The organism is Pseudomonas laurylsulfatiphila, from assembly GCF_002934665.1.
Taxonomy (GTDB): Bacteria; Pseudomonadota; Gammaproteobacteria; order Pseudomonadales; family Pseudomonadaceae; genus Aquipseudomonas; species Aquipseudomonas laurylsulfatiphila.
This window is the reverse complement of record NZ_NIRS01000004.1, coordinates 269,494-291,563: the sequence shown is the minus strand read 5'-3', so window position 1 is coordinate 291,563 and position 22,070 is coordinate 269,494. Positions and strand designations below refer to the sequence as shown.

At 59.9% G+C, this 22,070-nt stretch carries 16 protein-coding genes, 5 tRNA genes and 1 pseudogene; 13 read left to right on the top strand and 9 right to left on the bottom strand.

Annotated elements, in window-relative coordinates; translation table 11 throughout:
* Positions 1–150: 150 nt before the first annotated feature.
* The 3 genes and pseudogenes from CD175_RS16090 to CD175_RS16075 form a co-directional block, all read right to left on the bottom strand.
* Positions 151–285: pseudogene (locus tag CD175_RS16090) on the bottom strand (integrase); the annotation flags it as partial.
* A 909-nt stretch (positions 286–1,194) separates the two neighbouring features.
* Positions 1,195–2,517 (bottom strand): tyrosine-type recombinase/integrase, encoded by a 1,323-nt coding sequence (locus CD175_RS16080; protein ID WP_104449655.1) that lies wholly within the window; start codon positions 2,515–2,517, stop codon positions 1,195–1,197.
* Positions 2,518–2,679: 162 nt separating this feature from the next.
* A tRNA-Asn gene (locus tag CD175_RS16075) sits at positions 2,680–2,755 on the bottom strand.
* Between the two features lie 227 nt (positions 2,756–2,982).
* On the opposite strand from CD175_RS16075, the gene CD175_RS16070 reads away from it, so the two are divergent.
* Positions 2,983–3,213, top strand: coding sequence for a hypothetical protein (locus CD175_RS16070; RefSeq protein WP_007978659.1), 231 nt, complete (start codon positions 2,983–2,985; stop codon positions 3,211–3,213).
* On the opposite strand, the gene CD175_RS16065 is transcribed toward CD175_RS16070, so the two are convergent.
* Together CD175_RS16065 and CD175_RS16060 are read right to left on the bottom strand one after the other, a co-directional pair.
* Complete coding sequence (locus tag CD175_RS16065) at positions 3,210–3,419, bottom strand: hypothetical protein (protein WP_104449654.1); 210 nt, start codon at positions 3,417–3,419, stop codon at positions 3,210–3,212. The two genes, CD175_RS16070 and CD175_RS16065, sit on opposite strands and share 4 nt — an antisense overlap.
* A 229-nt stretch (positions 3,420–3,648) precedes the next feature.
* Entirely contained in the window at positions 3,649–4,845 is a 1,197-nt protein-coding gene (locus tag CD175_RS16060; RefSeq protein WP_007978664.1) for an amino acid aminotransferase, read from the bottom strand.
* Positions 4,846–5,180: 335 nt separating this feature from the next.
* Here CD175_RS16060 and uvrB point away from each other — a divergent pair, with 335 nt between their 5' ends.
* A complete protein-coding gene (gene uvrB / locus CD175_RS16055; RefSeq protein ID WP_104449653.1) occupies positions 5,181–7,196 on the top strand; it encodes an excinuclease ABC subunit UvrB in 2,016 nt (671 codons plus the stop codon).
* 102 nt (positions 7,197–7,298) lie between these two features.
* Here uvrB and CD175_RS16050 read toward each other — a convergent pair whose 3' ends face one another.
* Together CD175_RS16050 and CD175_RS16045 are read right to left on the bottom strand one after the other, a co-directional pair.
* Positions 7,299–8,849, bottom strand: coding sequence for an MDR family MFS transporter (locus tag CD175_RS16050; RefSeq protein WP_104449652.1), 1,551 nt, complete (start codon positions 8,847–8,849; stop codon positions 7,299–7,301).
* A complete protein-coding gene (locus tag CD175_RS16045) occupies positions 8,839–9,927 on the bottom strand; it encodes an HlyD family secretion protein (RefSeq protein WP_104449651.1) in 1,089 nt (362 codons plus the stop codon). Before CD175_RS16045 ends, CD175_RS16050 begins: the two co-directional genes overlap by 11 nt.
* Positions 9,928–10,157: 230 nt before the next feature.
* Here CD175_RS16045 and gltX point away from each other — a divergent pair, with 230 nt between their 5' ends.
* The 10 genes from gltX to CD175_RS15995 all read left to right on the top strand — a co-directional run bounded on the left by gltX (position 10,158) and on the right by CD175_RS15995 (position 16,171).
* A complete protein-coding gene (gene gltX / locus CD175_RS16040; protein ID WP_104449650.1) occupies positions 10,158–11,639 on the top strand; it encodes a glutamate--tRNA ligase in 1,482 nt (493 codons plus the stop codon).
* A gap of 246 nt (positions 11,640–11,885) precedes the next feature.
* Positions 11,886–11,961, top strand: a tRNA-Ala gene (locus CD175_RS16035).
* A gap of 79 nt (positions 11,962–12,040) precedes the next feature.
* Positions 12,041–12,116: transfer RNA gene (locus tag CD175_RS16030), tRNA-Glu, on the top strand.
* 53 nt (positions 12,117–12,169) lie between these two features.
* Positions 12,170–12,245 (top strand) — tRNA-Ala (locus CD175_RS16025).
* 80 nt (positions 12,246–12,325) lie between these two features.
* Positions 12,326–12,401: transfer RNA gene (locus CD175_RS16020), tRNA-Glu, on the top strand.
* Between the two features lie 184 nt (positions 12,402–12,585).
* Entirely contained in the window at positions 12,586–13,125 is a 540-nt protein-coding gene (locus tag CD175_RS16015) for a TetR/AcrR family transcriptional regulator (RefSeq protein WP_102701165.1), read from the top strand.
* A 30-nt stretch (positions 13,126–13,155) separates the two neighbouring features.
* Complete coding sequence (locus CD175_RS16010) at positions 13,156–13,989, top strand: alpha/beta fold hydrolase (RefSeq protein WP_104449649.1); 834 nt, start codon at positions 13,156–13,158, stop codon at positions 13,987–13,989.
* Positions 13,990–14,037: 48 nt separating this feature from the next.
* A complete protein-coding gene (locus CD175_RS16005) occupies positions 14,038–14,475 on the top strand; it encodes an acyl-CoA thioesterase (protein WP_104449648.1) in 438 nt (145 codons plus the stop codon).
* A 157-nt stretch (positions 14,476–14,632) separates the two neighbouring features.
* Positions 14,633–15,592 carry a tRNA dihydrouridine synthase gene (locus CD175_RS16000; RefSeq protein ID WP_104449647.1) on the top strand — a complete coding sequence of 320 codons (960 nt, stop codon included), beginning with the start codon at positions 14,633–14,635 and terminating at the stop codon, positions 15,590–15,592.
* 132 nt (positions 15,593–15,724) lie between these two features.
* A complete protein-coding gene (locus CD175_RS15995; RefSeq protein ID WP_007978681.1) occupies positions 15,725–16,171 on the top strand; it encodes an Hsp20 family protein in 447 nt (148 codons plus the stop codon).
* A gap of 90 nt (positions 16,172–16,261) precedes the next feature.
* On the opposite strand, the gene CD175_RS15990 is transcribed toward CD175_RS15995, so the two are convergent.
* Both CD175_RS15990 and CD175_RS15985 read right to left on the bottom strand, forming a co-directional pair.
* Positions 16,262–19,540 (bottom strand): PAS domain S-box protein, encoded by a 3,279-nt coding sequence (locus tag CD175_RS15990; RefSeq protein WP_104449646.1) that lies wholly within the window; start codon positions 19,538–19,540, stop codon positions 16,262–16,264.
* 67 nt (positions 19,541–19,607) lie between these two features.
* The gene (locus tag CD175_RS15985) at positions 19,608–20,498 is read right to left on the bottom strand and encodes a LysR family transcriptional regulator (RefSeq protein WP_007975654.1); all 891 of its coding nucleotides are present in this window, start codon (positions 20,496–20,498) and stop codon (positions 19,608–19,610) included.
* 148 nt (positions 20,499–20,646) lie between these two features.
* Here CD175_RS15985 and leuC point away from each other — a divergent pair, with 148 nt between their 5' ends.
* Complete coding sequence (gene leuC, locus CD175_RS15980; RefSeq protein ID WP_104449645.1) at positions 20,647–22,065, top strand: 3-isopropylmalate dehydratase large subunit; 1,419 nt, start codon at positions 20,647–20,649, stop codon at positions 22,063–22,065.
* The last annotated feature ends 5 nt before the right edge of the window (positions 22,066–22,070 follow it).

Below are 22,070 nucleotides of genomic sequence, written 5' to 3'. Positions count from 1 at the left end.
GGGCTATCTGCAGCCCTGTCATTGCAGGCGGTGTTGTTTGAGGCATGGCCGGATTGTGGGCACGCCAGACCGTAGCGATTTTTACCTAGCGTGCAGTGAACTCAGCGCAATAGTTGTTTCTGCTATCCCACCTTCAGAGATTACCGCTTACCACCGATCTCTGTGCGCTTTGACCGTGCCGTAATGCCAGCCGCCAAACCGGTCTTTCAACGCCTATGGCCCGGCATAGCTCAATTGCCGGCCGTAGCCAAAATTCCGCCCATTCCTTCTACCGACCAATGCCATGATCAAATTCCTCTCGAAGCCAAACCGTTGAAACTTTCCCTCACGTCATCCCGCCAAGAATGTTGAGTGTTATCAGGGATCAAGGCCCCTGCGACCTGTGAGGGTTGTCCACTAACGCGGGACTGGCGGCTCTTTACGACCGGGAGCATGGGCATCTCATGATCTGGCCTCCTGAACACCGATACCGGTGGGCGGGTAGAGGCTGCACTGGCTGACGAGACCGGTGCCGCGAGATCCTGAGTCGGGTGAAGGCAGTGAGGCGATGACCGGGGCGCGCCTGACTGTCAGTCAGGTGCAGTCCATTCCCTGGGCTGCGGCACCATCATCTGCATCGCTGTTGCTGGTGACTTCGGTATTTGTCATGCCGATTGTCACGAGGGGGAATGCCGCAAAGCCTTGTACTAGGCGGGCTGCAGCAGCGGTAGGAGCGCCCGTCTCTTTCCGGGAGAAAGAGACGGGCGCAGGTTGGCGCAGTGAAATGGCCAAGCGAATAGGTTGCTGCAGAGCAGCTATGAAAGGGGATGAGTTGCCGCAGTGGGCACACTGGTAAAAGTAGGCATCCATCACATCGCTGTGACCGTGCGAGCCGCCGGACGCTAATCGCACTTTGGGTGAACCACCACGGTGTGGCGTAGCCTTAAAGGTTCTGGCTACCTGGGTTGCTGTCAACGACAGCGCTTTGCCCGACCTTTTTTACGCCTGTGGGGAATTCGGGTCAAGGCTCGAATTGTTGGGAGTTCTGCGGCTGCGGATGAAATTATCCACCGATGGAAATCAATGGTTTTCCACAGACAATTGCGTGGGCTTTAGATTTTTTAAGTGAGGTCCATCCAAACAGGGCGGCTTTGCAGCCCTGTTTGGATGGACCCGCGTGGACAAACGGATCACTGAGATATGAGGACCGAGCGCTTACTCAGTTGCGCCACGTTTTGCTTTTAGTCGGGAGACGTTCGCACCCGTCTGATTGGCGAATTCGCGTGGGCTGACATGCTCCTGCTGATTAGCCTCCAGGTAGCGACTCCACCAGTTCATGATCAGCCTGCGTTCCTCGATGAACTCGGCCTTGTGGATGTAAGCGGCGCGGACGTTGTTGCGTTCCTTGTGGCTCATCTGTCGCTCGATGGCTGTGTCCGTCCACAAACCCGACTCGATCAGTGCGCTGCAGGCCATCGAACGAAACCCATGCCCGCAGATCTCGGTTTTGGTGTCGTACCCCATTTTCCGAAGCGCGCTGTTCACCGTGTTTTCGGACATTGGTTTCCAAGACTTGGTATCGCCTGCGAACACCAAGTCAAATTTGCCAGTGATTACGTGGATCTGCTCGAGCAGGGCGACCGCTTGCGGCGATAAGGGTACAAGATGGATATCGCCTGCCATCTTCGTGCCCCTTGTGGAAAAGGGTACGCCTTCCAACGCTGGTCGCGTGTCGGGTATTTCCCAGATGCCACGCTTGAGGTCGAACTCGCTCCAGCGGGCGAAGCGCAGTTCGCTGGAGCGTACAAACACATGCAGCGACAGCAAGACCGTCAGTCGGGTAAGTGCGCGGCCTTTATAGGTGTCGATCCGTTCCTGCAATTCAGGCAAGCGCGATAACGATAAAGCGGGGCGGTGGACGACTCGCGAGGCTTTGATCGAGCCTACGAGGTCGTAAGCAGGGTTTACGGTGATAAGGCGGAGGCGCTTTGCCTCGCGCATGATGCTCTGCAGGTAGTTTTGTACCCTTAAAGCAATGTCTATCGTTCCGCGCTTCTTAATCGCGTCCAGGGGCCGCATAAGGTCGTGGGTATCAAGGTCGACAATGGCGCGGGCGCCGATCAGCGGGAAGAGGTGGGTTTTGAGTCGGCTCATCACTGTCTTGGAATAGTCTGGTGCCCACTTGGCTGACATTTCCCTGTGCCAGGCGAGGGCAACGCTTTCAAAGGTGCGGCCTTTGATCAGGGCTTGCGTCTTGGCTTGGTTCTTGGCTCCTATGGGATCAATGCTATCCGCCAGCATTCGCTTGATCTCCAAGCGCTTGCGGCGCGCATCGGCGAGGCCAACGATGGGGTAGTTGCCGAATGAGGTCAGTCCTTCCCGTCCGTCAGGTTTGACGTAACGGAGCCGCCAGCCTTTACGGCCATTGGGTTGGACTAGAAGGTAAAGGCCGTCGCCGTCGAAAAGCTTGTAGGCGCGGTCTGTGGGCTTGGCCGAACGGCAAGCGGAGTCGGAGAGTGGAGCAGTAGTGCGCGACATAAGGGTACTCCCTTTTATCGAACTGACCTTTATCCCAAACTCTACCCTTAAAACGGCTGGTACCCACCGGAATCCGACGGAACGCCAAAACGAAAAAACCCGCCAGAAGGCGGGCTTTTCGGTAGTTTCAGAGATTTTGGAAGCTTTCTCTGGAACCTTGTATGGCTCCACGACCTGGACTCGAACCAGGGACCCAGTGATTAACAGTCACTTGCTCTACCAACTGAGCTATCGCGGAATGGCGCGTATCTTACTGATTCAAAAAGAGAAGTCAAGCATCGAATAACAATTGGAGCGAATTATCGGGACGGGCGGTGGTTTAGCCGCGATTGACGGTTACCAGGATCGCCCCGGAGGTCTACCATGGCTGCCCGGAAGTGGTGACACGCGCTGCCGGCCATTCGCCGAAAAGGTACGCGCCATGAATCATTTGACCCTCCCGCCTCGACACCAAGGGGTGCGCCCATGAGCATCTCTCAGATCAGCCTGCCCAAGGGTGTCGGCCCCCATGCCGAAAAGTTGTTCGACGCCATCACTCAGGCCGGCACCGCTGAAGCATTGAACCGCGCGGGTGGCAAGGCCGAAGGTTTCGTCCTGGGGCTGGAAAGCACCAAGGCGATCAAGAGTCAGGTTGCCGAATCGCTGTATGTCGCCTACGACGACGCTGCCAGCCAGCGTGCGACCGAACTGGCTTAACCGCCGAAGGTAATGGTGCCAAGCATCAGTTTGGCATACAGCATCGTGGCGCCCAGTTGCACCAGCCACAGGGCCAGGCCGCCGAGGAATACACCGGCAGCGACTTGCATTACCAGGTTGTTGCCGCGTTTGGCCGGGGCGCGGGGGATGAAGTGATCCAGGTCATCCAGGTCATCGCGGTCGGCGCGCAGGTCATCGTTTTTCATAAAGGGTTCTCGCAGAATACTCAGGCATACACAAAACCTGTAGGAGCCGGCTTGCCGGCGAAGAGCCAAGGGCATTCATGTTGACCGATAGACTGCCATCGCCGGCAAGCCGGCTCCTACAGGGTAGATGTGTGCAGTCTAGAGGGCTGGGTCGTTGCTTTGAAAATTATCTGAAGCGAATAAAAAACGGGAAGCCCGAAGGCTTCCCGTTTTTCATTTCAAGGCTGAATCAGATGACCTGGACAATCGCGTCCGTCACCACCTCGATGTTGCTCTGGTTCAGCGCAGCCACGCAGATGCGGCCGGTGTCCAGGGCGTAGATGCCGAACTCGTTGCGCAGGCGATGAACTTGCTCAACGCTCAAGCCGGAGTAGGAGAACATGCCGCACTGACGACCGACGAAGCTGAAATCGCGCTGAGGCGCTTTTTTTGCCAGCAGGTCGACCATCTGGGTGCGCATGCCCCGAATGCGCAGGCGCATTTCGGCCAGTTCGGCTTCCCACTGGGCGCGCAGTTCCGGGCTGTTCAGCACGGCAGCAACAACGCTGGCACCGTGGGTCGGCGGGTTGGAGTAGTTGGTACGGATCACGCGTTTGACTTGCGACAGCACGCGCGCGCTTTCTTCTTTCGATTCGCTGACGATCGACAGGGCACCCACGCGCTCGCCGTACAGCGAGAACGATTTGGAGAATGAGCTGGAGGCAAAGAAAGTCAGGCCCGACTCAGCGAACAGGCGCACGGCAGCGGCGTCTTCGTCGATGCCATCGCCGAAACCTTGATACGCCATGTCGAGGAACGGCACGTGGCCTTTGGCTTTAACGACTTCCAGGACGTTTTTCCAGTCCGCCGGGCTCAGGTCCACGCCGGTCGGGTTGTGGCAGCAGGCGTGCAGCACAATGATCGAGCCGTTTGGCAGCGCGTTCAGGTCTTCCAGCATGCCGGTACGGTTCACGTCGTGAGTCGCGGCGTCGTAGTAGCGGTAGTTCTGCACCGGGAAGCCGGCGGTTTCGAACAGTGCGCGGTGGTTTTCCCAGCTCGGGTCGCTGATCGCCACGACAGCGTTCGGCAGCAGTTGCTTGAGGAAATCGGCACCGATTTTCAGAGCGCCAGTACCGCCAACGGCCTGGGTGGTGATGACGCGGCCAGCGGCGAGCAGTGGCGAATCATTGCCGAACAGCAGCTTTTGCACGGCCTGGTCGTAGGCGGCGATGCCGTCGATTGGCAGGTAGCCACGGGAAACGTGTTGAGCGGCGCGGATCGTTTCGGCTTCGACAACGGCGCGCAGGAGTGGAATTCGCCCCTCCTCGTTGCAGTAAACACCGACCCCCAGGTTGACCTTGTTGGTACGGGTATCGGCGTTGAATGCTTCGTTGAGGCCCAGGATTGGATCGCGTGGTGCCATTTCGACAGCGGAGAACAGGCTCATTATTGCGGCGGCTCTGAATGGAGAGTGGAGGGACGTGTCGCGCTCCAGCCGAATGCACTAGAGCGGTGCACAAACGGGGAGCTAGTATAGAGGCCATCGGCGATGGCTGGCGACAGGCGATTGACCTTTTAAGGCAAGTTTTTCCGATTATTTATCGACCGTCAGTCGATTGGTCTCGGCAAAGGTTTTGCGTGATGCAGGACGTTTGCCTTGAAAGCGCTGGCAATCGGCTCCACATTGAGCACAATCCAGTTTTTTCCTCGGGCGACATCGGTCGTTTGCGGTCTTTCTCGTTCGTGCCGGTTTGTCCGGCAAGAGTGATCCAGAGGTATTTCATGTCTGAATTCCAGCTAGTCACCCGTTTCGAGCCCGCCGGCGATCAGCCGGAAGCCATCCGCCTGATGGTCGAGGGCATCGAGGCCGGGCTGGCGCACCAGACGCTGCTCGGTGTGACCGGCTCGGGCAAGACCTTCAGCATCGCCAACGTGATCGCCCAGGTGCAGCGCCCGACGCTGGTGCTGGCGCCGAACAAGACTCTGGCGGCGCAGTTGTACGGCGAGTTCAAGGCGTTTTTCCCGAACAACGCGGTGGAGTATTTCGTTTCCTACTACGACTACTACCAACCCGAAGCCTACGTGCCGTCCTCGGACACCTTCATCGAGAAAGATGCTTCGATCAACGACCACATCGAGCAGATGCGGCTATCGGCGACCAAGGCACTGCTCGAGCGCAAGGACGCGATCATCGTCACCACGGTGTCCTGCATCTACGGTCTGGGCAGCCCGGAAACCTATCTGAAGATGGTGTTGCACGTGGATCGCGGCGACAAGCTCGATCAGCGTGAGTTGCTGCGGCGCCTGGCCGACCTGCAATACACCCGCAACGACATGGAATTCGCCCGGGCGACCTTCCGTGTGCGCGGCGATGTGATCGATATCCACCCGGCGGAATCGGATTTCGAAGCGATTCGCATCGAGCTGTTCGACGATGAGGTAGAAAGCCTGTCGGCATTCGATCCGCTGACTGGCGAAGTCATTCGCAAGTTGCCGCGCTTCACCTTCTACCCGAAGAGCCACTACGTCACGCCCCGGGAAACCCTGATGGGCGCGGTCGAAGGCATCAAGGTCGAGTTGCAGGAGCGCCTGGAATACCTGCGCTCCAACAACAAGCTGGTGGAAGCCCAGCGTCTGGAGCAGCGCACCCGTTTCGATCTGGAGATGATCCTCGAACTGGGTTATTGCAACGGCATCGAAAACTACTCGCGCTATCTGTCCGGTCGCGAAGCCGGCGCGGCGCCACCAACCCTTTACGATTATCTGCCGGCCGATGCTTTGCTGGTGATCGACGAGTCCCACGTCAGCGTTCCGCAGGTGGGCGCCATGTACAAGGGCGACCGCTCGCGCAAGGAAACCCTGGTCGAATACGGCTTCCGCCTGCCCTCGGCCCTGGACAACCGGCCGATGCGTTTCGATGAATGGGAAAGCATCAGCCCGCAGACGATTTTCGTCTCGGCGACGCCGGGCAACTATGAAGCCGAGCACGCCGGGCGCGTGATTGACATGGTGGTGCGCCCGACCGGGCTGGTGGACCCGCAAATCGAGATCCGCCCGGCACTGACCCAGGTCGACGACTTGCTGTCGGAAATCACCAAGCGTGTCGCTCTGGAAGAGCGGGTACTGGTCACGACGCTGACCAAGCGCATGGCCGAGGACTTGACCGACTATCTGGCCGACCACGGCGTGCGCGTGCGCTACCTGCACTCGGACATCGACACCGTGGAGCGGGTCGAAATCATCCGCGACTTGCGTCTGGGTACCTTCGATGTGCTGGTGGGCATCAACCTGTTGCGCGAAGGCCTGGACATGCCGGAAGTGTCGCTGGTGGCGATCCTCGATGCCGACAAGGAAGGCTTCCTGCGTTCCGAGCGCTCGCTGATCCAGACCATCGGGCGGGCGGCGCGTAACCTCAATGGCCGGGCGATTCTGTATGCCGATCGCATCACCGGCTCCATGGAGCGGGCGATCGGCGAAACCGAGCGTCGTCGCGACAAGCAGATTGCTTTTAACCTGGCCAATGGCATCACGCCCAAAGGCGTGTTCAAGGACGTCGCCGACATCATGGAAGGCGCCACAGTGCCCGGTTCGCGCAGCAAGAAGCGCAAGGGCATGGCCAAGGCCGCCGAGGAAAACGCCAAGTACGAAGCCGAATTGCGCTCACCGGGCGAGATCGCCAAGCGCATCAAGGGGCTGGAGGAGAAGATGTACCAGCTCGCTCGCGACCTGGAATTCGAAGCCGCGGCACAGATGCGCGACGAGATCACCAAGTTGCGCGAGCGCTTGATCGCGGTATAGAGCCCCCTGTAGGAGCTGCCGAAGGCTGCGATCTTTTGATCTTGATTTTTTAAGATCAAAAGATCGCAGCCTTCGGCAGCTCCTACACAAGGTTGCGGTGTATCAATGGGCCTCGCGGGCCTTGAGCCCCGCCGGTAATTTCCGGGTCAGCAACACCGCCAGCATGCTGATCCCCAGCGCAATCCCGACAAAATGAAACGCATCGTTGTAGGCCATGATCGACGCCTGTTGATGCGCGATCTCGCTGAGTTTGCCCAATGCCGCCGTTTCACTGCCTAACCGGTCGGTCAACGAGGCAATGCGCTCGGCCACCTGCGGATTACTCGGCACGATGGACTCACGCAGGTAATCAAAATAAACCTTGGTCCGCGCATCCAGCAGCGTGGCGAGCAGGGCGATGCCGATGGCCCCGCCGAGGTTGCGCAGGATGTTGAACAGGCTCGATGCCGACCCTGCATCCTGGGGCAGGATGTAGGAAGTCGCGATCAGCGAGATGGTGACCATGATCAGCGGCTGGCCCAGGGCGCGGATGATCTGGATCTGATTGAACTGCGGCCCGGCAAAGTCCGGATTCAGCACGCCCGAAGAGAAGCTCGCCAACCCGAATAGTCCGAAGCCCAATGTACACAGCCATTTCGGCGAGACGAACTTCATCAGTTTGGGCACCAGCGGGATCAGAAACAGCTGCGGCACGCCCATCCACATGATCACTTCACCGATCTGCAGGGCGTTGTAGTTCTGGATTTGCGCCAGGTACAGCGGCAGCAGGTAGATCGAGCCGTACAACCCGACCCCCATGCCGACGCTGGAAATGCTGGACAAGCCGAAGTTGCGGTTGCCGAGGATGCCGAGGTTGATCAGCGGATTGGGTTTGGAAAACTGCACGATGACAAAGGTGATCAGGCTGACCAGCGCGATGCTGCCCAAGGTCACGATCAGGCTGGATTCCAGCCAGTCCTTGCGATGGCCTTCCTCCAGGAACACCTGCAGACAACCGAGCCCGACACCGAGGGTGAGAATGCCGGCGTAGTCGGTGCTTTTCAGCAATTCCCAGTGCGCTTCTTTCTTCTCCAGGCCGTACATCAGGCCGGCGATCATGATCAGGCCGGGCGGGATGTTGATGTAGAAGATGTATTCCCAGCCCCAGTTCTCCGTCAGCCAGCCGCCGAGGGTCGGGCCGATGGAGGGTGCGAACGTGGCGGTCATGGCGAACATGGCCATGCCCTTGGCGCGGTGGTGTTCCGGGAGCTTGATCAGGGTCAGGGTGAACGCCAGCGGAATCAGCGCGCCGCCGGTAAACCCCTGCAGGGCGCGGAACACGATCATGCTCTCCAGGCTCCAGGCCATGGAGCAGAGCAGGGAGGCCGCGAGAAAGCCGAGGGACACCCACACCGCCAGGCGTCGCGCCGACAGCAACTGCACGAGCCAGGCGGTGAGCGGGATCATGATGATCTCCGCCACCAGGTAGGAGGTGGAAATCCACGAACCTTCCTCCAGGGTCGCCGACAGCGCGCCCTGGATATCCTTGAGCGAGGAATTGGTGATCTGGATGTCCAGCACCGCCATGAAGGCGCCGAGCATCACGCTCATCACCGCGATCCAGTCCCGCCGAGTCGGTTCGCCGACCGGACGGATCAGTTGATCACCGGCCATCGTCAGCGGCGTCTTTGCTGCTCACTGTGGGGGTGACGCCTTCAGGCGCATCCTTGATGTTCACCTTGGCGGTCACCGACATGCCCGGACGAATCTTGCCGCGCAACGGATTGTCGGCGGCGAAGGTCAGTTTTACCGGAATCCGTTGTACGACTTTGGTGAAGTTGCCCGTGGCATTGTCTGGCGGCAACAGGCTGAACTGCGCGCCCGAGGCGGCGAACAGGCTGTCGACGCGGGCTTCGATCGGCGTATCGCTGTAGGCGTCGAAGGTCAGCTCGGCTTTCTGGCCGGGCTGCATGTGGCCGATCTGGGTTTCCTTGAAGTTGGCCTGAATCCAGATGTCTTCGTCAGGCACGATCGACAGCAGGTAAGCGCCGGCCTGCACGTATTGGCCTTCGCGGGCGGCACGCTGGCCGATCAGGCCGCTGATGGGGGCGTGGATTTCGCTGCGGGTCAGGTTCAGTTCGGCCTGGGCCAGGTCGGTTTTTGCGTTGGCGATCTGCGCGTCGAGGCGTTTGATCTCGGCGGTCAGTGCGTTGACTTGCTGGCGCTGACTTTGTGCGTCGGCCTGGGCCTTGGCCACTTGCGAGCGGGCAATGTGGGATTCGGCGGAGAGGGTGGTCACCCGCTCTTCCGAGACATAGCCGGGTTTGCGCAAGGTCTCGGCGCGGGTCAGGTCGATCTGCGAGCGGCCCAGGCTGGCCTGGCTGGATGCGACTTGCGCTTCGCTGGAGGCAATCAGGCTGGCCTGCTGGGTCAGTTTGCTCTGGGCTTGCAGGCGCTCGGCCTGGCGGGTGGCCAGGGCGGCATTGGCGCGATCGACAGCGAGGTGGAAGTCGTCGCCTTCGAGTTTGATCAGCAACTGGCCTTTCTCGACATGCTGGTTGTCCTGCACCAGCACCTGATCGATGCGCGCGCCCAACTGGCTCGACACACGGGTGATCTCGCCCTGGACATAAGCGTTGTCGGTGCTTTCATAAAAGCGCCCCTTGAAGAACCAATGGGCAAACAGGCCCCCGGCAATCAACAGGACCATCAGCAGGAATGTAAAGAGGCGACGCTTGAGTTGGGCAGGCATGAGGCAAACTGTAGTCGAGAAATTGTAAGGGAAGTTATCAGCAGGCAAATCTGGCATACAGCCGATAAGTGGTAAATGCCATCGGCGGATATTCGGCCATTCACCGCGTCATAGGGGCGTTACAGACGCAACCTTGGCTTAAATGCCCTGTTCGCTGGAGCCGGGCGGGTGTCGCCTGTTACCATTCGCGCCTAGTTTGAACTTCGCTTTTTTTCTTTTCGAGACATGCCATGACCACCGTCCGCACTCGCATCGCGCCATCGCCTACCGGGGATCCCCACGTAGGTACCGCCTACATCGCCTTGTTCAACTACTGCTTTGCCAAGCAGCACGGCGGTGAGTTCATCCTGCGGATCGAAGACACCGACCAATTGCGTTCGACCCGTGAGTCCGAGCAGCAGATTTTCGACGCCTTGCGCTGGCTGGGGATCGACTGGAGCGAAGGCCCGGACGTCGGCGGCCCGCACGGTCCGTATCGGCAAAGCGAGCGCGGCGATATTTATCAGAAGTATTGCCAGCAACTGGTCGACATGGGGCACGCCTTCCCGTGCTTCTGCACCGCCGAAGAGCTGGACCAGATGCGCGCCGAGCAGATGGCTCGCGGTGAAACCCCGCGTTACGACGGCCGCGCGCTGCTGCTGTCCAAGGAAGAAGTTGCCCGTCGCCTTGCCGCTGGCGAACCCCATGTGATCCGCATGAAGGTGCCGAGCGAAGGCGTCTGCGTGGTGCCGGACATGCTGCGTGGCGACGTTGAAATCCCGTGGGACCGCATGGACATGCAAGTCCTGATGAAGACCGACGGCCTGCCGACGTACTTCCTGGCCAACGTGGTCGACGATCACCTGATGGGCATCACCCATGTATTGCGCGGCGAAGAGTGGCTGCCATCGGCACCGAAGCTGATCCTGCTTTACGAGTACTTCGGCTGGGAACAACCGGAGCTGTGCTACATGCCGTTGCTGCGTAACCCGGACAAAAGCAAGCTGTCCAAGCGCAAGAACCCGACCTCGGTGACGTTCTACGAGCGCATGGGCTTCATGCCGGAAGCGATGCTCAACTACCTGGGCCGCATGGGCTGGTCGATGCCGGACGAGCGCGAGAAGTTCTCGTTGCAGGAAATGGTCGACCACTTCGATCTGAAGCGCGTGTCCCTCGGCGGGCCGATCTTCGACATCGAGAAGCTGTCCTGGCTGAATGGCCAGTGGCTGCGTGACCTGCCGGTGGAAGAGTTCGCCGCGCGCGTGCAGAAGTGGGCATTCAACTCCGAATACATGATGAAGATCGCGCCGCACGTGCAGGGTCGGGTCGAAACCTTCAGCCAGGTGGCACCGCTGGCCGGCTTCTTCTTTGCTGGTGGCGTGAATCCTGATGCCAAGCTGTTCGAATCCAAGAAACTGTCGGGTGATCAGGTCCGTCAGCTGATGCAGTTGATCCTGTGGAAGCTCGAAAGCCTGCGTCAGTGGGAGAAGGACAGCATCACCGCGACCATTCAGGCTGTAGTCGAATCCCTGGAGCTGAAGCTGCGTGATGCCATGCCGCTGATGTTTGCCGCGATCACCGGCCAGGCGAGCTCGGTGTCGGTGCTCGATGCGATGGAAATCCTCGGTCCGGACCTGACCCGATTCCGTCTGCGCCAGGCCATCGACCTGCTGGGCGGTGTGTCGAAGAAAGAAAACAAAGAGTGGGAAAAGCTGTTGGGCGCTATCGCCTAAACGCTCCTGATTCCCTGTAGGAGCTGCCGAAGGCTGCGATCTTTTAAAGGCCAACGTCGAAAGATCGCAGCCTTCGGCAGCTCCTACAGGTCTGTGTTGCGTGTAAAGCTCCCGAATTTCCGGGGGGAGGGCGGTAAGTGATTGTTATGCCGACAAAAAATTTTGAAAAATTTCAAAAATAAGTTTGACAGGCTTTCGATACGCCCTTAAGATTCGCCCCGTCCTCAGCGATGACATCAACGATGAGGGGCTATAGCTCAGCTGGGAGAGCGCTTGCATGGCATGCAAGAGGTCGACGGTTCGATCCCGTCTAGCTCCACCAATTTACACTTCAAGGCCTGGCCACACCGGCCTTGAAGCGATCAACACTCAGCGTTGATCAGTTGTATGGAAGGGTTTGCGTCCCCTTCGTCTAGTGGCCTAGGACACCGCCCTTTCACGGCGGTAACAGGGGTTCGAGTCCCCTAGGGGACGCCAGTTTTACAGAAGCGATGTTGCAAGATGTCGCTCCGCCGCGAGGCGAAAAATCCGGGGCTATAGCTCAGCTGGGAGAGCGCCTGCATGGCATGCAGGAGGTCAGCGGTTCGATCCCGCTTAGCTCCACCAATTTTACAGTTCAAGGTCTGGCCACACCGGCCTTGAATCGATCAGCTCTCAGCACTGATCAGTTGTATAGAAGGGTTTGTGTCCCCTTCGTCTAGTGGCCTAGGACACCGCCCTTTCACGGCGGTAACAGGGGTTCGAGTCCCCTAGGGGACGCCACGATTACCCGCTCTGCGGGATTTATAAGGGTCATTCAATTATTGAATGGCCCTTTTGTTTGTCTGGCGTTTGGCCAAATTCCTCCATTTCCAAAAAAACTGTTCTTCAGACCAGCGGTCACGCCCTTGACTTGCTAAAATTTATTATGAGAATAATATTTCATTCGTAATATTCGGAGGCAACGATGAACGATAAAAAAGCTCAAACCCGCGAACGCATCCTCAAGGCTGCCAGCGCAGCGCTGATTCAGCGTGGCCCGGCCGAGCCCAGTGTGGGCGAAGTGATGGGGGCGGCGGGCCTGACGGTCGGTGGCTTCTACGCCCACTTCGAAAGCAAGGACGCGATGATGCTCGAGGCGTTCAAGCAATTGCTCGGTCACCGCCGCGACCTGATTGCCGACATGGACGCGGAGTTGACCGGTGAAGAGCGCCGCGCGCTGGTGGCTGCGTTCTATCTGTCGCGCAAACACCGTGACTCCTCCGAATCAGCCTGTCCGATCCCGGCATCGGTCGGCGAACTGGGGCGGCTGCCGGAAGCGTTTCGTGTCGCCCTGAATGAGCATGTGGAATTGATGGTCGCGCAATTGGCGGCCAGTCCGGAAGAAACCGAAAAAGCCCTGGCCGATATGGCCTTGATGGTGGGTGGGCTGGCTCTGGCGCGGGCGCTGGGGCCGGGAGAGTTGTCCGATCGATTACTGCGCGCCGCCAAATCGGCAGTGCGTTGACCCTGAAGGCTGCGGCCTGAGGAGAATGCGATGAGCGCGTTAAAGTGGGTTCGTGGCGTTAATGGCACCTTGGGCTGGTTTGCCCCGAAACTGGTCGCGAGCAAAATGCGACTGGCCTTCATGACTCCGCGGGACCTGCCGCCCCGTGACTGGGAACTGCCGCTGTTGGCGCGATCCGAGCGCATTACCCTGCGGTTTGGCCTGTCGGCGTTGCGTTGGGGGCAGGGGCCGGCCGTGCTGCTGATGCACGGCTGGGAAGGTCGGCCGACGCAGTTTGCCAGCCTCATCACTGCGCTGGTCGATGCCGGTTACTCGGTTGTCGCCCTGGATGGTCCGGCCCACGGCCGCTCACCGGGCAGGGAGGCGAATGTGGTGCTGTTTGCTCGCGCCATGCTTGAAGCCGCTTCCGAATTGCCCCCGCTGCAAGCGGTCATCGGCCACTCCATGGGTGGCGCCAGTGCCATGCTCGCGGTCCAGTTGGGGTTGCGCACAGAAACCCTGGTGAGCATTGCCGCTCCGGCGCGGATTCTCGGCGTACTGCGTGGTTTCGCCCGTTATGTGGGGCTGCCGCCGAAGGCTCGCTCGGCGTTCATTCGCCAGGTGGAGAATGATGTCGGCATGCGCGCCGCGATGCTGGATGTCGCGCACTATCAACTCGATATGCCCGGCCTGATCGTTCACGCCGAAGATGATGACTTCGTCCCGGTCAACGAGTCGGAGTTGATCCACGAAGCGTGGTTCGACAGTCGCCTGCTGCGCTTGAAGGAGGGTGGTCATCAGCGCGTATTGGCCGACCCCCGAGTGATTGATGGCGTGTTATCACTGCTGGCCGGTCGCAGTCTGCAATCACGCCAATCCGCTTGAGCTTCCGTTACACTGCCCCGGTCGAAATCATCTGACCGGGAGTGGGGCATGGGCTGGGATCGGGAAACGCCATTTATCATTGATCTGCAAGTGGACGCCGAGGACATTGACGGGCTGGGACACGCGAACAACGCGGTCTACGTGACCTGGCTCGAGCGCTGCGCCTGGCGCCACTCCCAACGCCTTGGCCTGGATCTGGTCGAATACCGGCGGCTGGACCGGGCGATGGCGGTGGTGCGCCACGAGATCGATTACCTGGCAGCGGCCTATGAAGGCGATGAGCTGCAATTGGCGACCTGGATCGTCGATTGGGACCAGCGCCTGAAGATGACCCGGCACTTCCAGCTGATCCGCCCCAGCGACAATGCAACGTTGCTGCGCGCGCAAACCACGTTCGTCTGCATTGAGCTGTCCACCGGCAAACCCAAGCGCATGCCGACGGAGTTCATCGAAGGCTATGGCCCGGCGCTACTCACCCCAGCCTGACACAATCTTTGTAGGAGCTGCCGAAGGCTGCGATCTTTTGATCTTAAAAAATCAAGATCAAAAGATCGCAGCCTTCGGCAGCTCCTACACAGGGGTTTACCTTTTCATGACTGAAACCCAGTAAACTGCCGCACGTTTTTCCTCGAGTGTGTTTTTCATGCAAATTGCTTTGGCGCCCATGGAGGGGTTGGTCGACGACATCCTGCGCGATGTGCTGACCCGCGTGGGTGGTATTGACTGGTGCGTGACCGAGTTCATTCGGGTCAACGACCAGTTGCTGACGCCTGCCTATTTCCACAAGTTCGGCCCGGAGCTGCTCAACGGTGCCCGGACGGCCTCCGGCGTGCCGCTGCGTGTGCAACTGCTCGGTTCCGATCCGGTGTGCCTGGCGGAAAATGCCGCGCTGGCTTGCGAGCTGGGTTCCGAAGTGATCGACCTGAACTTCGGCTGCCCGGCCAAGACCGTCAACAAATCCCGTGGTGGCGCGGTCCTGCTCAAGGAACCCGAGCTGCTCAACCAGATCGTCGAGCACGTCCGTCGTGCCGTCCCTGCGCACATTCCGGTCACCGCCAAGATGCGCCTGGGCTTCGACAGCCCGGACGGTTCGCTGGTGTGTGCCACGGCCCTGGCCGAAGGCGGTGCGGAACACATCGTGGTGCACGCGCGGACCAAGGTCGATGGCTACAAGCCGCCGGCGCATTGGGAGTGGATTCCGCGGGTGCAGGACGTGGTCAAGGTGCCGGTGTTCGCCAATGGTGATATCTGGAGCGTCGAAGACTGGCGTCGTTGCCGCGAGATCAGTGGCGTGGAAGACATCATGCTCGGTCGCGGCCTGGTTTCGCGCCCCGATCTGGCGAAGCAGATCGCCGCTGCCCGGGCCGGTGAAGAGGTCGTGGAGATGACCTGGAACGAGCTGCTGCCGCTGATCCAGGACTTCTGGCAGCAGGCCAAGGCGCAGATGACGCCACGCCAATCGCCGGGTCGCCTGAAGCAATGGCTGGCGATGCTGACCCGCAATTATCCCGAGGCGGTAGAGCTGTTCACCGTCCTGCGTCGTGAGACCGAACTGGATAACGTCTCGCGCTTGTTGGGGCTGCCGGTGGCTGAAGCCGCCTGAAGCTCTTTTAAAAAAAAGCAGAAAATAAGCTCTTGAAATGCAATCAGCGGTCCCTATCTAAGGGTTACGCGATGCCGAATTCGGGTCGCGGAGACAAAAAACCTTGCTGATTGTTTTCAGGAGATTTGAATCATGGCTACTACATTTTCCATGGCTCCACTGTTCCGTTCCTCGGTAGGTTTCGACCGTTTCAACGACCTGTTCGAAACCGCCCTGCGCAATGAGCCAGGCAGCAGCTATCCACCCTATAACGTGGAAAAACATGGCGACGACCAATACCGTATTGTCATCGCAGCGGCTGGTTTCCAGGAAGAAGACCTGGAGCTCGAAGTCGAGAAGGGTGTGCTGACCATCAGTGGCGGTAAACGCGACGCAAACGAAGACGTCACTTATCTGTATCAGGGCATTGCGCAACGTGCGTTCAAGCTGTCCTTCCGTCTGGCGGACCACATCGAGATCAAGGCTGCCGGCCTGAGCAACGGTCTGTTGAGCATCGACCTGCTTCGGGTGATTCCGGAAGAGGCGAAAGCCAAGCGCATCCCGATCAACGGGGCGCAAAAACCGGCTCTGCAACACTGAGTCCGGGAATAAAAAAAGGGCGCCATTGGCGCCCTTTTTTGTGCCCTGTAGGAGCTGCCGCAGCCTGCGGCAGCTCCTACAGGGTTCGCGTCACTTCAGGAGTTTTTGAAATTCTTCCACCGGCAGTGGCGGGCTGTGCAAATACCCTTGGTAGAAGTGACATTCCAGCCCTTGCAGGAACTCAAGCTGCTCCGCTGTTTCCACCCCTTCGGCAATCACTTTCAAGTCCAGGCTGCGGGCCATGGCGACGATGGCGCGGATGATCTCGGCGTCGTTCGGGTCGCTGGTGGCGTCGCGGATGAACGACTGGTCGATTTTCAGGGTGTCGACCGGCAGACGCTTGAGGTAGGTCAGCGAGGAATAGCCGGTGCCGAAGTCGTCCATGGCGAAGCTCACACCGAGTTTTTTCAGGCGGCGCATTTTGCTGATGGTGTCTTCCAGGTTCTGGATCACGATGCCTTCGGTGATTTCCAGCTTCAGCAAGGTGCAAGGCAGCCCATAAGTGGCGAGGCTGTTCTCAACGCGTTCAACGAAATCGTTCTGGCGGAACTGGCGCGGGCTGATGTTCACACACAGGCTGAATTTGTACGGGTTCACCAGGCCTCGGTCGATCAGTTGCTTGAAGGCCTGGCAGGCTTCGTCGAGGATCCAGGTGCCGACCTCCAGGATCAGTCCGCTGTCTTCCAGCACCTTGATGAACTCGGTGGGTGACTGCGCGCCGAGTTCCGGGTGATTCCAGCGTACCAGGGCCTCGGCGCCGACGATGCGGTCGCCCCGGGCGTCGACCTGGGGTTGGTAATGCACGCGAAACTCGCCCCGGGACAGGGCCAGGCGCAAGTCGGTTTCCATGCGCAGGCGTTCGCTCGCGGCCTTCTGCATGGTGTTGTGGTACATCTGCGCGGTATTGCGCCCCGAGTCCTTGGCGCGATAGAGCGCGATGTCGGCGCGCTTGAGCAGGTCGGTCGGGGTCGAGCCGTGATCGGGGATCAGCGCAATGCCGATGCTTGGCGTCACTTGCAGGCGCTGGCCGTCGAGGAACATCGGTTCGGACAGCAGTTCGCGGATGGTGTCGGCCAGTTCGCGAACCTGATCGCTGACCTCGCTGCGCGAACCTTCGAGACCGCTGAGCAGCACCACGAATTCGTCGCCCCCCAGGCGCGCAACAGTGTCCTCCATGCGCACGCTGGCCTCCAGGCGCGCGGTGATGATTTTCAGCACGGTATCGCCTACGGGGTGCCCTAGGGAGTCGTTGATGTGCTTGAAGTGGTCGAGGTCGAGGAACATCAGCGCACCGCGCAGGTTATGCCGTTTGAGCAGGGCGATCTGCTGGCTCAGGCGGTCCATCAGCAAGGCACGGTTGGGCAAGTTGGTCAGTGGGTCGTGGTAGGCCAGGTGGCGAATCTGCGCTTCGGCGTTTTTCAGCAGGCTCACGTCCCGCGCGGTCAACAGCAGGCAGGCGGTTTCGTTGAGGGTGATCGGCTCCACCGAGACTTCGACGGTGAGCAGTTCGCCGCGCTTGTTGCGCCCGAGCATTTCCTGGTGATGAACCCGGCCCTTGATCTGCAATTCGGCCAGCAGCGCCGAGCGTTGTTTCTCTTCCGCCCAGATCCCGACCTGGTACACCGTGCGGCCCACCACTTCCTCGGCGCGGTAGCCGGTCAGGCGGCAGAAACCGTCGTTGACCTCCAGATAGCGGCCTGTGTCGCGTTCGGTGATGGTGATGGCGTCAGGGCTGGAGTGAAAGGCTTTGGCGAATTTCTCTTCACTGGCCTTGAGCGCCGCTTCCGAGCGTTGTTGCTGGGTGATGTCGCGCAGCGTGGTGACGATGCAGGGCTGGTCGCCGACGCTGATCTGGCGGCTGGAAATCACGCAGGTCAGGGCCTGTCCGTCCTTGTGCTGGACGAGAATGGCGACGTTGTTCAGGCCTTGTTCGCGGATCACTTGTTCGATCCGTCGCAGGCTTTTCGCCGAGGCGTCCCACAGGCCGATTTCGTCGGCGCTGCGGCCGATCACATCGGCGGTGCTCCAGCCGAAGGTCTGGGTGAAGCTGGAGTTGATTTCGATGAACTGGCCGCTGTCCTGGTGGGTGACGCAGATCGGATCGGGGCTGACCTGGAACAGCGTGGCGAATTTTTCTTCGGAGGCCACCAGCCGTTGTTCGCGCTCCACCTGGTCAGTGATGTCGAGCAAGGTGCCGGCCATGCGCACCGGCACGCCGTTGTCATCGCGGTAGAGGCGGGCGCGGCTTTCCAGGTAGCGTGAGCTGCCGTCGGGCAATTGCACGCGGTAGGTCAATTGATAGTTGCCGGCCGGGCCTTCGCGCAGGCTGCGGTAGGCGTCGCGCATGGTGTCGCGTTCTTCGCCGGGGACGCCTTCGAAGAACTCGTCGAAGGATTCGTGAAAGGGTTTGGCTTCCAGGCCGTGCAGTTGGGCGGCCCGTGCCGATCCGTAGAGCATGCCGCTGGGAATGTGCCAGTCCCAGGTGCCGAGTTGCGCCGAATCCAGGGCCAGGTCGAGGCGTTCCTGGCTGTCCTTGAGGGCATGTTCGGCGACTTTGCGTTCGGTGGTGTCGAGGAAGGTGCTCAGCAGATAGGGCTGGCCTTCGAGCTCGACTTTTTGCGCGCTTAGGATGCCGTCATGGATCTGGCCGTTGCTGGCGCGGAACTGCACTTCCATGCTGACCACATCGCCTTTGGCTTTAGTGGCCTTGACCAGATCGGCCCGTTGCTCGGGATGCACCCACAGCCCCAGTTCCAGGGTGGTGCGGCCGATCGCGTTTTGCACCGGCCAACCGAACAGGCTTTCGAAATACTGGTTGGCTTCGGTAATCAGGCCGTCTTCCTGACGGGTCAGCAGAACCATGTTCGGGCACAGGTGAAACAGGGTGGCGAAGCGTTTTTCCGAGCTGCTCAAGGCCTGCTCACGCTGGCGCTGGTGAGTAATCTCGCGGATCACGCCGATCATCCGCGGCCGGCCATGCTTGTCCGGCAACAGGCTGCCGCTGATTTCCAGCCAGTGCAGGCTGCCGTCGGGCCAGCGGATGCGGTGGTGCATGGCCTGCTCCAGTGGCGCACCGCCAATGACCGCGTGAAAGGCACGAACGGTTTTGGCACGATCCTCTGGCGGCAGCAGGTCGAGGTATTCCAGGTCATGGGGCAGCGGTTGCCGTGGATCGAAGCCGAACAGCGCCTGCGTACCCCGGGACCAGCTGATCTGCCCGCGCTCGATGTCCCAATACCAGGCGCCCAGGCGCGCTCCATTGAGCGCGGCCAGCAATTGCGAGGCGCTTTCCCAGCTCTGTTCGGAGCTTTTCGGATCAATTGCCTGGATACGCGGCATCGGCGGAATACGGTCTACAGATTTCGGCATTGGCAAGCCTTGGGCTGGTGTTGGGCGTTTGTTGCAGGTATTCGCGGCTCTATAGGAGTAGCACAAGTTAGCCTTGAGTCCCTGGCAGATCGAGTTGAGCGTCCAGCAGGGCCATGAAGGCCCGCGCAGCATTCGACAGCGTCCTTTCCGTGTGCAGGATATAGCCTAGCTGGCGAGTGAGCTGTATGCCCGGCAAAGGTATGCGCGCCACCTGGTCATCGAGCATGGTGCGCGGCAAGACACTCCAGGCCAGGCCGATCGAGACCATCATCTTGATGGTTTCCAGGTAGTTGGTACTCATGGCGATGTTAGGCGTCAGGCCTTGGGCTTCAAACAGCCGTTGCACGATGTGGTGGGTGAAGGTGTTGCCGCCGGGGAATACCGCCGGGTGTCGGGCGATGTCCGCCAGGCTGACCTTGCCGTTGTTGAGCAGTGAATGCTCCGGGGCGACCACGAAATCCAGCGGGTCGTCCCACACCGGTGTGGCCTTGACCAATGTGTGGGGCTCCGGTGCGAGGGTGATGACCGCCAGTTCGGCGCGGCCATGGAGAATTTCCTCGTAGGCCACTTCCGAATCGAGGAACTGAATATCCAGCGCCACTTGCGGGTAGCGTCGGGTGAACTCCCTTAATAAGGGTGGCAGACGGTGCAGTCCGATGTGGTGACTGGTAGCCAGGGTCAGACGGCCGGTCACTTCGCCGGTGAGGTTGGTCAGGGCGCGGCGCGTATCATCCAGCACATTGAGAATCTGATAGGCCCGCGGCAGCAGGGCGCGCCCGGCCTCGGTCAGGCCCACTTCACGACCCAGGCGATCGAACAGTCGCACCTTCAATTGCTGCTCCAGTCCGGCGATGCGCTTGCTGATGGCCGGCTGGGTCAGGTGCAGCCGTTCACCTGCACCGGAGAAACTTCCTGTCTCGGCAATGGCGATAAAAGCATTGAGGTTGGCCAGGTCCATGTTTGTATTCCAGTTGGTTATCCAAAGCATAAAAAATATGAATTTGAGTTATTTAATGTAACCCCATAGGATCGACCTCACAAGCCAAGGGGTTATTGAGTCATTCAAAATCCGGGGCATAGAAACAAGCTGATGAGGAAACCGTCTGATGGCCGGCAAAACGCTCTACGACAAGCTCTGGGATTCGCATTTGGTCAAGCAGCGCGACGATGGCTCTGCGCTGATCTACATCGATCGTCACATCATCCACGAAGTGACCTCGCCGCAAGCCTTCGAAGGCCTGCGTCTGGCCGGGCGCAAGCCATGGCGCATCGATGCCAACATCGCGACCCCGGACCACAACGTACCGACCACGCCGGAGCGCAAGGGCGGCATCGACGCCATCGTTGACCAGGTCTCGCGTCTGCAAGTCCAGACCCTCGATGACAACTGCGATGAATACGGCATCGTCGAGTTCAAGATGAACGACGTTCGCCAGGGCATCGTCCACGTCATCGGCCCGGAGCAGGGCGCTACCTTGCCGGGCATGACCGTGGTCTGCGGCGACTCCCACACCTCGACTCACGGCGCATTCGGTGCCTTGGCTCACGGTATCGGTACTTCCGAGGTCGAGCATGTGCTCGCCACCCAGTGCCTGGTCGCCAAGAAAATGAAAAACATGCTGGTGCGTGTCGAAGGCCAATTGCCGTTCGGCGTGACCGCCAAGGACATCGTGCTCGCCGTGATCGGCAAGATCGGCACCGCCGGCGGTAACGGCCACGCCATCGAATTCGCCGGTAGCGCGATTCGCGACCTGTCCGTCGAAGGCCGCATGACCATCTGCAACATGTCCATCGAGGCCGGTGCTCGCGTAGGTCTGGTAGCGGCTGACGAAAAGACCGTGGCCTACGTGAAGGGTCGTCCATTTGCTCCGAAAGGCGCGGAATGGGATCTGGCTGTCGAAGCCTGGAAAGACCTGGTGTCCGACGCCGATGCAGTGTTCGACACGGTTGTCGAGCTGGACGCGACCCAGATCAAGCCGCAAGTCAGCTGGGGCACCTCGCCGGAAATGGTGTTGGCGGTAGATCAGAACGTGCCGGATCCTGCGAAGGAAATGGATCTGGTCAAGCGTGACTCCATCGTCCGTGCCTTGAAATACATGGGTTTGACCGCCAATCAGGCGATCACCGACATCCAGCTCGACCGCGTGTTTATCGGTTCCTGCACCAACTCGCGGATCGAAGACCTGCGCGCCGCCGCGGTGATCGCCAAGGGCCGCAAAGTGGCCTCGACCATCAAACAGGCCATCGTCGTTCCGGGCTCGGGCCTGGTGAAGGCTCAGGCCGAGTCGGAAGGCCTGGACAAGATTTTCCTCGAAGCCGGTTTCGAATGGCGTGAGCCGGGCTGCTCGATGTGCCTGGCGATGAACCCGGACCGTTTGGAAAGTGGCGAGCATTGCGCCTCGACCTCCAACCGTAACTTCGAAGGCCGTCAGGGCGCCGGTGGCCGTACCCACCTCGTCAGCCCGGCCATGGCCGCGGCCGCTGCTGTAAACGGTCGTTTCGTCGACGTCCGTGAATTGATCTAAGGAGC

Bases quoted from the DNA above. Each gene is read 5' to 3' on its own strand.
- CD175_RS16080 (WP_104449655.1), bottom strand. From the start codon at position 2,517: ATGTCGCGCACTACTGCTCCACTCTCCGACTCCGCTTGCCGTTCGGCC.
- CD175_RS16070 (WP_007978659.1), top strand. From the start codon at position 2,983: ATGAGCATCTCTCAGATCAGCCTGCCCAAGGGTGTCGGCCCCCATGCC.
- CD175_RS16065 (WP_104449654.1), bottom strand. From the start codon at position 3,419: ATGAAAAACGATGACCTGCGCGCCGACCGCGATGACCTGGATGACCTG.
- CD175_RS16060 (WP_007978664.1), bottom strand. From the start codon at position 4,845: ATGAGCCTGTTCTCCGCTGTCGAAATGGCACCACGCGATCCAATCCTG.
- uvrB (WP_104449653.1), top strand. From the start codon at position 5,181: ATGTCTGAATTCCAGCTAGTCACCCGTTTCGAGCCCGCCGGCGATCAG.
- CD175_RS16050 (WP_104449652.1), bottom strand. From the start codon at position 8,849: ATGGCCGGTGATCAACTGATCCGTCCGGTCGGCGAACCGACTCGGCGG.
- CD175_RS16045 (WP_104449651.1), bottom strand. From the start codon at position 9,927: ATGCCTGCCCAACTCAAGCGTCGCCTCTTTACATTCCTGCTGATGGTC.
- gltX (WP_104449650.1), top strand. From the start codon at position 10,158: ATGACCACCGTCCGCACTCGCATCGCGCCATCGCCTACCGGGGATCCC.
- CD175_RS16015 (WP_102701165.1), top strand. From the start codon at position 12,586: ATGAACGATAAAAAAGCTCAAACCCGCGAACGCATCCTCAAGGCTGCC.
- CD175_RS16010 (WP_104449649.1), top strand. From the start codon at position 13,156: ATGAGCGCGTTAAAGTGGGTTCGTGGCGTTAATGGCACCTTGGGCTGG.
- CD175_RS16005 (WP_104449648.1), top strand. From the start codon at position 14,038: ATGGGCTGGGATCGGGAAACGCCATTTATCATTGATCTGCAAGTGGAC.
- CD175_RS16000 (WP_104449647.1), top strand. From the start codon at position 14,633: ATGCAAATTGCTTTGGCGCCCATGGAGGGGTTGGTCGACGACATCCTG.
- CD175_RS15995 (WP_007978681.1), top strand. From the start codon at position 15,725: ATGGCTACTACATTTTCCATGGCTCCACTGTTCCGTTCCTCGGTAGGT.
- CD175_RS15990 (WP_104449646.1), bottom strand. From the start codon at position 19,540: ATGCCGAAATCTGTAGACCGTATTCCGCCGATGCCGCGTATCCAGGCA.
- CD175_RS15985 (WP_007975654.1), bottom strand. From the start codon at position 20,498: ATGGACCTGGCCAACCTCAATGCTTTTATCGCCATTGCCGAGACAGGA.
- leuC (WP_104449645.1), top strand. From the start codon at position 20,647: ATGGCCGGCAAAACGCTCTACGACAAGCTCTGGGATTCGCATTTGGTC.